Raw genomic sequence first — 13,720 nt, forward strand, 5'->3', positions numbered from 1 at the left:
GAGTCCTCAGTGAGTCCTCAGTGAGTCCTCAGAGGGGGATCTCGGTGAGGTCGAACGCCTTGGTGCCGCGTTCGCCGTCCCAGATCATCAGGTTGCCGTACGTGCGCGCCGTGGCCACCGGCACGCCGGTGAGCTCGTCCACGTCTCGCAGAAGGCGCTGGAAACGGAAGACGGCCGTGGGCCCGAGCCTGTTCACGACACCGGTCATCAACCGCGTGAGATTGAACCTGAACAGCGCCGAGCAGGACAGCACGCGGTGGTTGTCGCGCAGGCGGGAGAAGACCTCCCGGTGCGCCGGATGGCGTTCCGAGTACGCGTCGCACACCTCCTGCGAGAAATGGCCGCGATAGTGGACGCCGCGCCGGTCGAAGCCGAGCCTTTCGTCGGAGACGGTGAACTCCCCGGTGCCGTAGGTGCTCGTGAGGAGAATGTCCTCGCGGGGTTCGAGAAAGACGCTCTCGTAGTAGGCGGCCTTTTCCTCCAGGCGGCGCAGGAGCGCGCCGCCGGGGCCGAAGGTGCCCCGTTCCCCGCGCATGTCGAAGATCCACGGCGGCGGGGTGAGGGTGTCGGCCTTGGTGAGGACGAAGGTCAGCTTGCTCATGATGAGCCGCCGCGTCTCGACCGCGACACTGTCCAGCAGCCCGCTCAGGCACTGCCCGTCGTAGGCGGTGGAGCGGCTGTCGGCGTGGAAGGCCCAGACGACGACGTCGCACTGGATCATCTTCTCCAGGTACATGGCCAGGTAGGTCTCGTCGGCCGCGCTGGACTCCCCGATCCCCGGCATGTCCCAGAAGGTCAGCATGTGGCCCGAGTCGCCGGGCACCGAGACCGGCTCCGGCCTCCGGGTGACCGGCCGGACGTGGCCGACGGCGAGATCGGTGCCGAACAGGCAATTCAGCAGCGACGTCTTCCCGACTCCTGTTTGTCCCATTATTGCCACACTTAGTGGTTTATCTGATTCGGCACTTCTCTCGCGCCGAACATTCTCCCTCGCCTTTCTCCGCGGTCCGTTTCCCATCGGCCCGATGGGAAACGGACCGACGGAAAAATCCTCGATCTTGGCCATGCGGTCGTCTCCTGTGACATCGTTGTCGAGCGCTTCGAGCTGCTTTCCACGCTCGTCTCCACGATGGGGCGGACAACCTTGCGATGACCTTGCAGCCGGAGCCGTCGCCGGAAAAAACACGAATCGATCCTCCCGGACGGTGGACGTGGCGAGCTTCGAGATCAGGTTGTTCGGTGCCGTGGACATCGTGATCGACGGGGTGCCGCAGGAGATCAACCCGCAGCTGGCGAAGACGCTGGCCATGCTGGTCTCCGCCCGCGGGCCGATCTCCCCGGCCGCCCTGGCCGCCGGGCTGTCGGAACCCTCCGCGGACCGGCACGTGGAGGTGGCGCCGCCCGTCTCGCGGCTGCGCGGGCTGCTGCGCGGCAGCGGGCTGGACATCCCGCGGGCCAGGCGCTCGCACGTCTACGAACTGGTCGAGGACGCGCCGGGCCGCCTCGCCGCCACCGTCGACACACGGCGGTTCGAGGCGTACCTGCGCGACGGGCGGACGCTGCTGGAACGGGGCGACCTCGCCGCGTCCCTGCGGACACTGCGAGAGGCCCTCGGGGAGTGGTCCGGCGACCCGTTCGCGTCGCTGGCGGGCGCATGGATCCCGCCCAGGGTCTGCGAGAGCTACCACGCCGGGCTGCGGGAGCGGCGCCGGGAGCTGATCAGGCTCATCGCGCGTGTCGCCATCCGGCTCGACCTGCTGGGCGACGCGGCGTTCCTCACCGGCGAGGTCGCCGCCGAGGGGCAGCAGGACAGCGGCCCGCTGTGGCTGCTGCGCTTCCTCATCACCCTGCGCGACGAGGGAGCGGTCACCGCGAGGGAGCTGATCGAGCGGCGCCGCGCGATCTCCCCCGGTGACGACGCGGTGAGCCGGGCACAGGACCTGCTCGCCCTGCGCGGGCACGGCCTCGGCCGCCCGCCGTCGCCCCCGGCCGCCCGCGTCCACGGGCACGCCTACGGTCACGGCGGCCCGCGGTCCCTGATCGGCCGCAGGGACGAGATCCTGCGGCTCTCCGCGCTGGCCGGGCGGCTCGAACGCGGCGAGCCGGTCGCCCTGGCCGTCTGCGGCGTCCCCGGAGTCGGCAAGACCAGGCTGGTGGAGGAGCTGGCCGTGCTGCTGCCCCCGAGGGTGCGCATGGTGACCGTACCGTGCCAGGAACTCGGCGACCTGCAGCCGTGGCGGCTGCTGGTCGGCACCCTCTGGGAGGATCTGCGGCGCGACCTGGCCGGCCCGGCCGTCCCGATCGGCGCCGAGGAGCGCGAGACGCTGGAGGGCCTGATGACGGCGGGCCTGTTCGTCTCGCTCGGCGGGCCCGGCCACGAACGCGACCCGAGGCGGCTGGTCGCCCTCCTGGTCTCCCTGCTGCGCCTGACCGCCGGCTCCGGTCTCCTGGTCGCCTTCGACGACGCCCACCTGCTCCGCTCCGACGCCGAGGAACTGCTGCACAACGTGCGGGAGGCCCTGGGGGACGCCCCCGTCGGCTTCGTGCTCACCGACCGCTCCGAGCCGTCGCGCTGGCGCGGGCGGATGGACGTGCTGACCCTGTCCCGGCTGGGGACCGAGGAGGTGGCGGAGTGGCTGGGCGCGACGTGGGGACGCGAACCGACACGCGCGGAGACCGGCAGGGCCGTGGACGAGACCGGAGGGCTGCCGCTGGACCTGTGCCGGATCACCGAGACCGGTGACCTCCCCCGAGACCTGCCGCGGCACGACACCGCCTCCAGCCCGATGTTCCGCTGGCTCGCCGCGGCGGCCGTCACCGCCCTGGGCAGGGAGATCAACCCCGACCTCGTCGCGGCGATGCTGGACCTCGACGCCCAGGAGGCGAACCGCAGGCGCGCGGTGGCCGTGACGGCCGGGACGGTCCTGGACCACCAGGGGCTGCGCTTCGGCCACGACACGGCCAGGGAGAGCCTGCTCCAGGAGCTGAAACGCCATCCGGCACTCGCCATGGAGCTGCACCGCCGGGCGTTCGAGATCCTGGACGAGCACCTGGCGCGGACGACCGGGGACGGCTGGATCAACCCGGCGCTGCCGGTCCGCGTCGCCGAGCACGCCCGCTCCTCGGGGAACGGGCTGCCCCAGGAACGGGTCGCCGCGGCCTGCCTCGGCGCCGCGCGGGCGCAGCAGCGTGGCTTCGCCACCGAGGGGGCGATCACGTGGGCGCTGGCCGGGCTGGGGCTGCGGTGCGACGCCGAGACCCGGGTGAGCCTGCTGATCACACTGGGGGACGCCCGCAACGACGCCGGTGACCTGCGGGAGGCCGAGCTTTCCTACCTGCGGGCCCACCGCGACGGCGAGAGGCTGCCGAGGCTCGCGGCGGTGGCGGCGATCAGGCTGGCGCGCCGCTGGTCGGACCCCGGACAGGCCGACCGGCAGCTGCTGCACGTGCTGAGCGGCAGCCTGGAGGCGCTCCGCGACGACACCGGCGACGAGGCGGTCCCGCTACGGCTGCAGCTACAGGCGCATCTCGCCCACAAGCTGACGATGGCGGTCAGCGACCGCCTCGACCCCACCTACGCCGGCCTGCGGCCCGGCGTGGAGCTGGCCCGCGCGACGTTGCGCGAGCTGGAGGAGTCCGGGGCGGGGCCGCTCATCCGCTGCGAGGTGCTGAACGAGTGCAGATGGGGCCTGTACGACTTCGCGCCCCCGCAGGAGCTGCTGGGCATCGCCGAGCGGCTCCAGGAGGCGAGCATCCAGGCGGCGTCCGCGCACTTCCGCAGCGAGGCCATGGTCGCCCTCACGATCGACCAGCTCAGGCTGGGCCGCCTGAGGGAGGCCGCGGCCACCGTGGCCGGTCACCGCAGGCATGTCGCGCGCAACCACCGGGTCTTCGGCTCCTGGCTGCAGACCACCCTCGACACGCTGATGGACGTGTGGCACGGGGAGTTCGGCCGCGCCGAGGAGCGTGTCCTGGCCGAGTGGGGGCAGCTCGAGAAGGAGGGGGAGGGCGGGTCGGTGTCCGCCGACACCCTGCGGCAGACCCTGATCGGGCAGCACTACTGGCTGCTGCGCGAGCAGGGACGGCTGGGGGAGCTCTTCGGCTCCGGGCTCGCCCGGCAGGTGGTCGAGTACGAGTACTTCCCGATCTGGCGCGCGGCGCTCGTCCTGGCGCTCTGCGAGATCGGCGGGCACGAGGACGCGAGGGACCGGCTCCGGGCGTTCTTCCGCGAGACCTCCGACCTCGGCGCGCTGCCGCCCGACGGGTGGTCGGTCCCGACGCTGGCCCTGCTGGCCGAGTCGTGCGCGCTCCTCCTCGAGGCGGGCCACGGCGATCCCGAGCTGTCGCGCTGCGCCGCCCTCGTACGGGAGCGGCTGTCGGCCCACCGGGGGCAGATCGCGCTCGCCGGGTGGCCCACGATCCTGCTGGGGCCGACGGACCGCTATCTCGGGTTGCTCGCGCTGGCCGAGGGGGACGCCGAGGAGGCGCTGCGGTGCTTCGACGAGGCGCTTCCGCTCGCCGGCGTCGCCTCACCGCTGATCGCGCACCTCCACCTCGACCGCGCCAGGGCGCTTCGCCTGCGAGGCGCGGCGACCGCCCCGAGGGAGGCTTCGGGGGAGGGTTCAGGGGAGGGCGCGGGGGAGGTCGGGGGGGAGGCCGCCCATCTGCTCCGCCGTGCGTTGCGCCTGGCCGAGCGCCTGGGCATGGCCGGGGTCGCCGCCCAGGCGCTGGCACTGCTGTGATCCGCTGTGATTCGCTGTGACCTGCTGAGATCCACCGAGGCCCGCCGAGATTCACCGAGACCCGCTGAAACCCACTGAGGTCTCGGTGGTCCACTGGGATCACCGAGATCCATGCTCCGGTGATCTCGTGATCTCGTGATCTCGTGATCTCGTGATCTCGTGATCTCGTGATCTCGTGATCTCGTGATCTCGTGATCTCGTGATCTCGTGATCTCGTGATCGACGTTTCGTGACCCGGCCCGCGGTGATCCGCTTTTGATCTACTTTGTAAAGGACGGGGTCTTGAGCGCCCTCGCCGCCAAGGCCACGAAAAGAGCCAGCAGGGCGGGGATGGCGAGCGCGCGGGGCAGGCCGATCAGCTCGGCGGCACCGCCGATCAGCACGGGCCCGCTGAGGAATCCCACGTAGCCCAGGCTCGCGACCCGGGCCAGCGCCTTCCCGGCCCGGGCCGGGTCGCGCCTGCCGGCCGCGGAGAAGACCTGCGGGACGATGCAGGACAGGCCCGCTCCGAAGCAGCCGAAACCGATCACCGCGGCGATCTGGTGATCGGCGAGCAGGCCCAGGCCGAGCCCGGAGGCGGCCAGCGCCCCGCACGCGCGCACCAGGTTGACCGGCCCCAGCAGGGAGGCCAGCCTGTCGCCGGCGAGGCGGCCCGCGGTCATCATGATCGAGAAGGCGGCGTAGGCGGCCGCGGCGAACCCGTCGGAACTGTTGAGGCTCTCGCTCAGGTAGACCGAGCTCCAGTCGGCCGCGGCGCCTTCGCCGATCATGCAGCAGAAGGCCAGGACGCCCAGCAGCAGCACCCCGCCGCCCCCGCCGGTCGCCGGTCCGCTCCCGGTGGGGGCGGAGTGCGCGGTCAGGGACAGCGCCCAGCGGGCGGCCCAGAGCGCGAGCGCGACGATCACGGCGGCGACCACGGCGAACGTCGCCCCCGGGTCGAGGGCGGCCTGGGCGAGCAGCCCTCCGGTGGCGGCGCCGAGGAAGCCGCCGATGCTGAAAACGGCGTGGAAGGACGACATGATCGGACGGCCGACGGCCTGCTCGATCTCGACGGCGTTGGCGTTCATCGCCACGTCCAGCGTGCCGTGCACCGCGCCGAAGGCGAACAGCGCGACGGCGAGGCCGGCCAGGTTCGGCATGAAGGCGGGCAGGATCAGCACGACGGCCTGGGCGAAGGCCATCGGCAGCATCACCTTGACGCTGCCGTGGCGGTCGACCAGGCGGCCGACCACCTGCATGCCGGCGATCGCCCCCGCGGCGATGCCGAGCAGCCCGAGACTGAGCTCGCCCTCGCTCAGCCCCAGTCCTTGTTTGATCGACGGGATGCGTGCCGTCCAGGTGCCGATGGCCATGCCCGAGAGCAGGAAGAGCAGGTAGACCGCGACCCGGCCGCGTAGCAGCACGGCCCGGTCGAGGGTGGTGACGTGCATGGGGGAGGGCTCCAGTCAGACGGTGCGGACGGCGACGCCTGCCGCGATCATGGCGTCGTGCTCGGCGGGGGGCAGTGCGGTGTCGGTGACGACCATGTCGAGGCGGTCCAGCGGGCAGACCGCGCCGAACGCGGTGCGGGTGAACTTGCCGGAGTCGGTGGCCACGATGACGCGCCGGGCCGAGGCGATCGCCGCCTGTTTGACGGCGACGTCGGAGAGGTCGTGGGCGGTGAGGCCGTGCTCGGCGGACAGGCCGCAGCAGCCGATGACCGCGGTGTCGAAGCGCAGGGACCGGATGGCGCTCTCGGTCAGCGGGCCGGTGAAGCTCAGCTCGCCGGGACGGACCTCGCCCCCGGGGAGCACCAGGCGGATCCGGGAGGCCGCACTGAGCTCGGTGGCCGACTGCAGGCAGAGCGGCAGGACCGTGAGGCGGCGGTCGCGGATCACGCGCGCGATCTCCAGGGAGGTGGTGCCACTGTCGAGCAGCACGGCCTCCCCGTCGGCGAGCAGGGCGGCGACCTCGGCCGCGATCCGCCGCTTGGCCTCCACCGCCTCGCGCTCGCGCACCCCGAAGGGCGGCTCGTCGCCGCGCAGCAGCAGGCTCACCGCGCCGCCCCTGACCCGCCGGACCACGCCCTGCTGGGCGAGCTCGTCGAGGTCGCGGCGGATGGTCATCTCCGACACCGCGTGCTCGACCGCCAGCTCCGCGACCGAGACGACGTCGCTGGCCCGCAGCGCCGACATGATCGCGCGAATGCGATTGTTGCTTTCCACGTGTTCATTTGAACATGAGATGTGTGAGATTGGCAACCGGGCGGGACGACCGCGCAGGACGGGCGTGCGGGACGGAGGTGCGAAACAGACGTGCGGGACAGAAGTGCGGACGGACGTGCGGGACAATGGCCGTCATGCGCGCGAGCCGGCTGCTCTCACTCCTGCTGCTCCTGCAGACCCGGGGACGGATGACGGCCACCGAGCTGGCGGAGGAGCTGGAGATCTCCGTCCGCACGGTCTACCGCGACGTGGAGGCGCTGTCGTCGGCCGGGGTGCCGGTCTACGCCGACCGCGGTCCCGCCGGCGGATACCGCCTGCTGGACGGCTACCGCACCCGGCTCAACGGCCTGACCGCCGCCGAGGCGTCCTCGCTGTTCCTGGCCGGGCTGCCCGGTCCCGCCGCCGATCTGGGGCTGGCCGAGGTCGCGGCCAACGCGGAGCTGAAGATGCTCGCCGCGCTTCCTCCCGAGCCGCGCTTCCACGCCGCCCGGATGCGCGAGCGCTTCCACCTGGACGTCCCCGGCTGGTACCGCGACGCCGACCCGGCCCCCTTCCTCGGGGAGGTCGCCGAAGCGGTGTGGGAGCAGCGGCCGCTGCGCATGACCTACCGGCGCTGGGGCCCCCGCGACGTCGAGAGGCTGGCCCACCCGTACGGGCTGGTCCTCAAGGGCGGGGCGTGGTACATGGTGGCGACCGCCGGTGAGGGAGGGCCGCGCACCTACCGGGTGTCGCGGATCGTGAGCGCCGAGCTCGCGGCGGGACACTTCGAGCGCCCCGCCGACTTCGACCTGCCCGCCTTCTGGCGGGCCTACGCCGCCGACTTCCGCGAGCGGATGTACACCGGCGAGGCCGTGGTGCGGATGGCGCCCGGCATCGAGGGGATGCTGAGCTACACGGTGGGTGCCGAGGTCGCCGAGGCCGCGCTCGCCGAGGCGGGGCCGCCCGACGAGCGCGGCTGGGTCGTACTGCGCCTGCCGACCGAGTCCACCGCGCACGCCCACTGGCTGCTGCTGCGCCTGGGCGCCGACATCGAGGTGCTGGAGCCTCCCGAGCTGCGCGAGCGGATGGCCGCCACCGTCGCCGACCTCGCCACGCTGTACGGCACAGGCACGGGCACGGACGCAGATACAGGCACGGACGCAGATACAGGCACGGGCACGGACGCAGGCACCGGCTGATCCCGGCCGGCCCACGCCGGTCTCTCCTGCCACCGTTCCTGGCCCGGGTCGTCTCGGCTGTCGGTTCGGGGGTCCGCCCGGCGCCGGGGCTGCGGGGGCCGTGAGCTACGGCCCCCGCAGCCCACACGGCCCGCCGCGGTCGTGTCCGGCAGGGCGTACGTCAGTCCGTCCTCGACCGGGTGCGTCGGGCGTAGGCGCGGGCGGCGCGGGCGCGGTCGCCACAGCGGGTGGAGCACCAGTGGCGGCGGCCGTGGCGCAGCAGGTAGCGGTTGCAGGGGGCGGAACCGCAGGCGGTGAGGCGTTCGGCGTCGGGGCTGGTGAGGAGGTCGGCCGTGTTGGCCGCGAGGGTCGCCAGAGTGTGGTCGAGGATCTGGTCGATGGGGTGCGGGGCCGCGCGGTAGGGGCCGGTCTCGTCGTCCCAGCGCAACAGGCCGGCCGTGGGAACCCTGGTCAGCGCGTCGTTGACGGCGGACAGGGCGGCGGGCAGGGCGGGAAGCCCGTCGACGCGGGCGGCGAACAACGCCCTGAGGTGTTCGCGCATCGAGCGCAGCTGCGTCGTGCACATCTCTCGTAGTCCGATATCGGCCGGAGCGAGGCCGTGTCCCGTGAGCCACCGGCTCGCCGCCTCGGGGGTGCCGAGAAGATCGATGAACTGCCCGCCGGGCAGCGCGAGGGCGCTGTTGACGAAGTCGAGGGCCAGATAGCGCTCCGCCCCTGGCGCGGGCGGAGGCAGGAACTCGGCGATCAAGGGCTCGCTCATGGCTCTCATGGTACGACTTGCACTCATCCGTGAGAAACAACTACCGTCCTTCACGGATAGGCAAGCATTCATCCGTGAGGAGTTTTCCGTGGCGGCTGTCGGCACGACCCAGGAGCAGGTTCCCGTCCGCGTCTTCGGCGGACCGACCGCCCTCTTCGAATACGGAGGTCTGAGGTTTCTCACCGACCCCACTTTCGATGCGCCCGGCGACTACCGGAGGGAGGGGCGCAGGATCCTGACCAAGACCGCGCCCTCCTCCGGTGGCCCCGCAGACCTCGGCCGCGTCGACGTTGTCCTGCTCTCCCACGACGAGCACCCCGACAACCTCGACGACTCCGGCAGGGCTCTGCTCGCCGACGTCCCGCTCACCCTCACCACGCCCGGGGGCGAGCGGCGCCTGGGAGGCGGGGCCAAGGGGCTGGCCGACTGGGAGCCGGTCGAACTGGACCGCCCCGGCGGCGGCACGGTCACCGTGACGGGCGTGCCCGCCGTCCACGGGCCCGGCGCACGCGAGGAGGTCGAACCGATCACCGGCCAGGTCGTCGGATTCGTCCTGACCGGGGAGGGCCTGCCCACGGTCTACGTCAGCGGCGACAACGCCTCACTCGACGTGGTGAAGGAGATCGCCGGCCGCTTCGGCCCGGTGGACACCGCCGTCCTCTTCGCGGGGGCTCCCCGCTTCCCCGCCCTGTTCGACGGCGCGCCGATCGTCCTCGACAGCGTCCAGGCCGCCGAGGCCGCCGCGCTCCTCGGCGCCCGCCGGGTGGTTCCCGTCCACTACGACGGCTGGGCGCACTTCACCGAGGGCCGCGACGACCTGGTGGCCGCCTTCGCCGCCGCCGGGCTGGCCGGCCACCTGGACCTGGGTGATCCGGGCGCTCTGGGCTGACCGGCGACGCCGGGGCCGGGGAGCGGGCGAAACGCGGCCGGAGAGAAGCGGAGCGGCACTCAGCTCGATCCGGTGGACGCGAACGGGATCGAGGCCGGCTCGTGCGCGGGCGCCGCGTCGGGGTGTTCCCACAACCCGCGCTCGCGCAGGATCGGCAGCACTCCCTCGCCGAACCAGTACGCCTCCTCCACGTGCGGATGGCCCGACACGACGAACTCGGTGACGCCCAGGCGGGCGCACTCCTCGATCCGGTCGGCCACCTCGGTGTGGCTGCCGACCAGCGCGGTGCCCGCGCCGCCGCGGACCAGCCCGACCCCGGCCCACAGGTTGGGGGAGATCTCCAGGCCGTCACGGCTGCCGCCGTGCAGGGCGAGCATCCGCCTCTGGCCCTCGGACTCGCTGCGGGCCAGGCCCGCCTGCACCTTCTCGATCGTGGCCGGGTCGATGCCGTCCAGCAGCCTGCGGGCCTGTGCTCACGCCCGCCCGAGTGCCGCTGGAAGGTGGCGCCCATCTGCGCGGCCAGGGTCGGCGTGACCAGGCCGGGCCGGAAGGCGACGAGGAACTTCAGCCGTTCGGTGGTCTCGGTGAGCATGGCCGTGGTCAGCCAGGCGTCCTCGCACCACGCGCCGGTCGGTGTCAGCGCGCCGACGAAGCCGAGATGCTCGGCGGCGTGCACGATCTGCCGCAGGTAGGCGAGCGTGGCCGGGCGGGCGCCACCGGCCGCTCCCGCGGGCAGGCCGTGGCCTCCGCCGACGATGTCGCGGCTGTCCCCGTAGGTGGGGAGGAACCAGTGGAACGTCAGGTTTGTCATGGCACTTCCGTCGTCGGTCACCGTCTTTCCGGCGAGATGGGGTCGAGAGGGGCTAGAGCAGGCCGTGGCGGGGCGGGAGTCGCCCGTTGAGCACGTAGCGGCCGATGTGCTGGATCTTCCAGCGGGCCGGGTCGTGCAGCGTGTGCGTCCTGGCGTTGCGCCAGTGGCGGTGCAGGTTGAGCCCGTCCAGGCTGGCGCGGGTGCCGCCCAGCTCGAAGACCGCGCCGCCCAGCTCGACCGCGACCGGGTCGACGTACGCCTTCACGGTGGCCACCGCGATGGACGCGGCGGCGGCTGACTCCTCCGTCAGGTCCGCCGCCGCGGCGTCCACCTCCCGTGCGGCCGCGGCGAGGAGGGCCTCCGCGGCACGTACCTTGATCGTCAGCTCGCCCGCCCGCTGGATGACGAGCGGGTCTTCGGCGGCGCTGTCCAGCCCGCTCTCGAACCAGGGCCGCGCCTTGGTGCGGACGAACTCCAGCGCCTCCGCGAGCGCGCCGCCGGCGATGCCCACGTCGATCGCGGCGTGCAGGAGCTGGGCCACCGCGCCGTGCAGCTGCGGCCCGGTGAACGTCAGGTGGTGCGGCACCACGCGGTTCGCGGGCACGCGCACGTCGTCGAGGCGCACGGTTCCGCTGGCCGTGGTCCGCTGGCCCATCCCGGCCCAGTCGTCGATCACCGTCAGCCCACCGGCGTCCCTGGGCACGTACGCCACGTGCAGTGTCTCGTCCTCGCGCCGGGCCAGTACCGGGATCCAGTGCGCGAACAGCGCGCCGGTGCTGTAGTGCTTCACCCCTCGCAGCAGGAAGCCGTCCTCGCCGTCGGGCACCAGCCGTGTGCGGTAGTCCTGCACGTTCCTGGTGCCGGCCTCGGACTGCGCGTTGCCCAGCCTGGCACCGGCGAGCACCTCGCCGAAGAAGAACTTCCGCTGCTCGGGGGTGCCCTGGCGGCGGAGCACGTTGAGGTAGACGAAGTGGCTCTGCGGGATCTGCGCGATGTTCGGGTCGGCGGCGGCCAGCAGGCGCACCACCTCGGCGAGGGTCCGCGCGCCCACGTCCGCGCCGCCGTGCTCGCGTGGCACGGTGATCGCGAGCAGCCCGCTCGCGGAGAGCCGGTCCAGTTCCGCGACGGGCAGCAGCCGCCCGGCGTCGCGTTCGGCGGCGCCGGGCGCGAACTCGGCCGCCAGCGCGCGGGCCGTGGCGACCGCCTCCGCGTCATCGGCGATCACATGTGCCCCCGGCAGGCCGGGAGCCTGGGGCGTTGTGCTGTCGATACTCATACTGATGTCCGTTCTGCGTGTCAGGTTGGGATCACCCTATTTCCTGCATAAATGGTAGGCAATATCCGCTTTGTGGGTGGGTGACGGCCGGATGATCGGGTGGCCGCTCGCGGAGACGCCGCGCCGCGCCGGACCGGTCCGGCCGCCGGATCGCCTCCTCGACGGGCCCGGGCTTCCCGCCGATCGACAGCCGGAACACCGGCGCCCCGCTCGTGAGATCGGGTGCTCTCCCCGCGAGCCTTCTCATCCTGAGCGGCGGTCGTCCTCGAAGGCTCGCGGGACGAGGACGGCCTGCGCGACCGGGACGGCCCGGCGGGAGCGGCGGAACTTCACCAGGACCACGGCCAGACCCAGGGCCACGAGGAGAGCCGCGACAGCGAAAGTCCGGTGAGTTCCGCGAGCCACCTCCGCCGACGCGGCTGTGGTGACGTCACCCGTGCCGGCGGCGAAGGCGAAGACCGTCCCCATGACCGACGCGCCGGTCATGAGACCGAGGTTCCGGGAGAGGTTCAGCATGCCCGACACCAGGCCACGCTGGTGCGGGGACACGTCCTTCATGACGGCGGTGTTGTTGGCCGCCTGGAACAGCGCGTAGCAGGCGGTGACGGCGACCAGGGGCAGGACGTATCCGATGACACCGGCCGCCGTGGGCATCAAGGAGAGCACCACGGCACCGCCGACGATGCCGCCGAGCCCGACGACCACCATCGCCTCGGTTCCGAAGCGCTCGGTGGCACGGCCCGCCGGGACGCCGGTGAGGGCGGACACCGCGGGGCCGGCCGACATCACCAGGCCGACGAGGGCCGGGGTGAGGTCCAGTGCCCGGGCCAGGTGAAAGGGCCCCACGACGAGAGTGGTCATCATGACGGTCGAGACCAGTGCGCTCGTCGTCAGGCCGGCGGCGAGGGCGGGATCGCGGAACATCGAGAGGGTGAGCAGCGGGGATGAGACACGGCTCTCGGCGATGACGAACAGGCCGAGGCCCGCCCCAGAGACGATGAGCAATCCGATGGAGAACGGGCCGAACGAGTTCCCTCCGATCGTCATGGCCAGCGCGTAAGCGCCCAGGGTGATCGCCAGCAACACCGTGCCCACGGTGTCGAAACGCCGGCGTGCGGAGCTCACCGCCGGTGCGGAGGCGGGCAGCACCCGAAATGTGAGCGTGAGCGTGAGAAGGCCGAGCGGCACGGCGACGAGGAAGATCGCACGCCAGCCGAAGACCGCGATCAGGGCTCCACCCAGGGAGGGCCCCAACGCCGTGCCGACTGCCGACATCGTCCCCAGAAGCCCCATGACGCCGCCGGTGCGCTCCTTGGGCACCATCTCGCCGACGAAGGCCATGGTCAGTGCCATCATGCACGCGGCGCCGGCTCCCTGGAGCGCCCGGGCGGCGACCAGGAGGGGAAGGTTCGGGGCGAGACCGCACAGCAGCGTCGCGAGGGTGAACACGGCGATGCCGCCGAGCAGGAGGCGACGCCGGCCGGCGATGTCACCGGCTCGGCCGGCACCGACGATCAGGGTCGTGAGGGCCAGGAGATAGGCGATCACGATCCACTGGACCTCGTTGAAGGAGGCGTCGAAGGCCACGGCCATGGCCGGCAGGCCGACGTTGGCGATGCTCGTGCCCAGTGAGGGCAGAAGCACGGACAGCGACAGCGCGGTGAGCGCCCATGCCAGGGGCGGACGGCGCGCGGGCGGTGTCCGCTCACGCTCGGCACCCGGGGGTGTTGCTGGTCTCAAGACGATGCCTCTTCCTGAATTCGAGGGGGTCGCAATGGACGCTAGGTCTCGTCCCGGCCTGGCGGAAGACGCAAGGATGGAAAGTCATTTGTGCATGAAACGCCATGTCCGGCCTGGTGC

9 protein-coding genes and 1 pseudogene are annotated in these 13,720 nt (G+C 72.3%); 3 read left to right on the forward strand and 7 right to left on the reverse strand.

The genetic code is table 11. The annotated features are described in order from the left end of the window. Nucleotides 1-28: 28 nt before the first annotated feature. Nucleotides 29-1,309 carry a GTPase family protein gene (locus ACFFRH_RS35155; RefSeq protein WP_386161752.1) on the reverse strand — a complete coding sequence of 427 codons (1,281 nt, stop codon included), beginning with the start codon at nucleotides 1,307-1,309 and terminating at the stop codon, nucleotides 29-31. Between ACFFRH_RS35155 and ACFFRH_RS35160 the strand changes: the two genes are divergently transcribed. Further along, nucleotides 1,206-4,742 carry an AAA family ATPase gene (locus ACFFRH_RS35160; protein ID WP_386161753.1) on the forward strand — a complete coding sequence of 1,179 codons (3,537 nt, stop codon included), beginning with the start codon at nucleotides 1,206-1,208 and terminating at the stop codon, nucleotides 4,740-4,742. The two genes, ACFFRH_RS35155 and ACFFRH_RS35160, sit on opposite strands and share 104 nt — an antisense overlap. Nucleotides 4,743-5,002: 260 nt before the next feature. On the opposite strand, the gene ACFFRH_RS35165 is transcribed toward ACFFRH_RS35160, so the two are convergent. Next, nucleotides 5,003-6,172 (reverse strand): MFS transporter, encoded by a 1,170-nt coding sequence (locus ACFFRH_RS35165; protein WP_386161755.1) that lies wholly within the window; start codon nucleotides 6,170-6,172, stop codon nucleotides 5,003-5,005. A 15-nt stretch (nucleotides 6,173-6,187) separates the two neighbouring features. Further along, entirely contained in the window at nucleotides 6,188-6,946 is a 759-nt protein-coding gene (locus tag ACFFRH_RS35170; protein WP_386161757.1) for a DeoR/GlpR family DNA-binding transcription regulator, read from the reverse strand. A 134-nt stretch (nucleotides 6,947-7,080) separates the two neighbouring features. On the opposite strand from ACFFRH_RS35170, the gene ACFFRH_RS35175 reads away from it, so the two are divergent. Beyond that, complete coding sequence (locus ACFFRH_RS35175) at nucleotides 7,081-8,124, forward strand: helix-turn-helix transcriptional regulator (RefSeq protein ID WP_386161759.1); 1,044 nt, start codon at nucleotides 7,081-7,083, stop codon at nucleotides 8,122-8,124. Between the two features lie 160 nt (nucleotides 8,125-8,284). Here ACFFRH_RS35175 and ACFFRH_RS35180 read toward each other — a convergent pair whose 3' ends face one another. Further along, nucleotides 8,285-8,884: a CGNR zinc finger domain-containing protein gene (locus ACFFRH_RS35180; protein WP_386161761.1), complete on the reverse strand. Its 600-nt coding sequence runs from the start codon at nucleotides 8,882-8,884 to the stop codon at nucleotides 8,285-8,287. 88 nt (nucleotides 8,885-8,972) lie between these two features. On the opposite strand from ACFFRH_RS35180, the gene ACFFRH_RS35185 reads away from it, so the two are divergent. Then, nucleotides 8,973-9,773: an MBL fold metallo-hydrolase gene (locus ACFFRH_RS35185; protein ID WP_386161763.1), complete on the forward strand. Its 801-nt coding sequence runs from the start codon at nucleotides 8,973-8,975 to the stop codon at nucleotides 9,771-9,773. 59 nt (nucleotides 9,774-9,832) lie between these two features. On the opposite strand, the pseudogene ACFFRH_RS35190 reads toward ACFFRH_RS35185, so the two are convergent. From ACFFRH_RS35190 to ACFFRH_RS35200, 3 genes and pseudogenes are all read right to left on the reverse strand, one after another. Next, nucleotides 9,833-10,584, reverse strand: a pseudogene (locus tag ACFFRH_RS35190) (LLM class flavin-dependent oxidoreductase). 52 nt (nucleotides 10,585-10,636) lie between these two features. Next, on the reverse strand, nucleotides 10,637-11,860 hold the full coding sequence (locus ACFFRH_RS35195; protein ID WP_386161765.1) for an SfnB family sulfur acquisition oxidoreductase: 1,224 nt from the start codon (nucleotides 11,858-11,860) through the stop codon (nucleotides 10,637-10,639). Nucleotides 11,861-12,103: 243 nt separating this feature from the next. Then, the gene (locus tag ACFFRH_RS35200) at nucleotides 12,104-13,600 is read right to left on the reverse strand and encodes an MFS transporter (protein ID WP_386161767.1); all 1,497 of its coding nucleotides are present in this window, start codon (nucleotides 13,598-13,600) and stop codon (nucleotides 12,104-12,106) included. Nucleotides 13,601-13,720 lie beyond the last annotated feature (120 nt).

The organism is Streptosporangium vulgare (assembly GCF_042428775.1).
Taxonomy (GTDB): Bacteria; Actinomycetota; Actinomycetes; order Streptosporangiales; family Streptosporangiaceae; genus Streptosporangium; species Streptosporangium vulgare.

Bases quoted from the DNA above. Each gene is read 5' to 3' on its own strand.
- ACFFRH_RS35155 (WP_386161752.1), bottom strand. From the start codon at position 1,309: ATGGCCAGCGTCTTCGCCAGCTGCGGGTTGATCTCCTGCGGCACCCCG.
- ACFFRH_RS35165 (WP_386161755.1), bottom strand. From the start codon at position 6,172: ATGCACGTCACCACCCTCGACCGGGCCGTGCTGCTACGCGGCCGGGTC.
- ACFFRH_RS35175 (WP_386161759.1), top strand. From the start codon at position 7,081: ATGCGCGCGAGCCGGCTGCTCTCACTCCTGCTGCTCCTGCAGACCCGG.
- ACFFRH_RS35180 (WP_386161761.1), bottom strand. From the start codon at position 8,884: ATGAGCGAGCCCTTGATCGCCGAGTTCCTGCCTCCGCCCGCGCCAGGG.
- ACFFRH_RS35195 (WP_386161765.1), bottom strand. From the start codon at position 11,860: ATGAGTATCGACAGCACAACGCCCCAGGCTCCCGGCCTGCCGGGGGCA.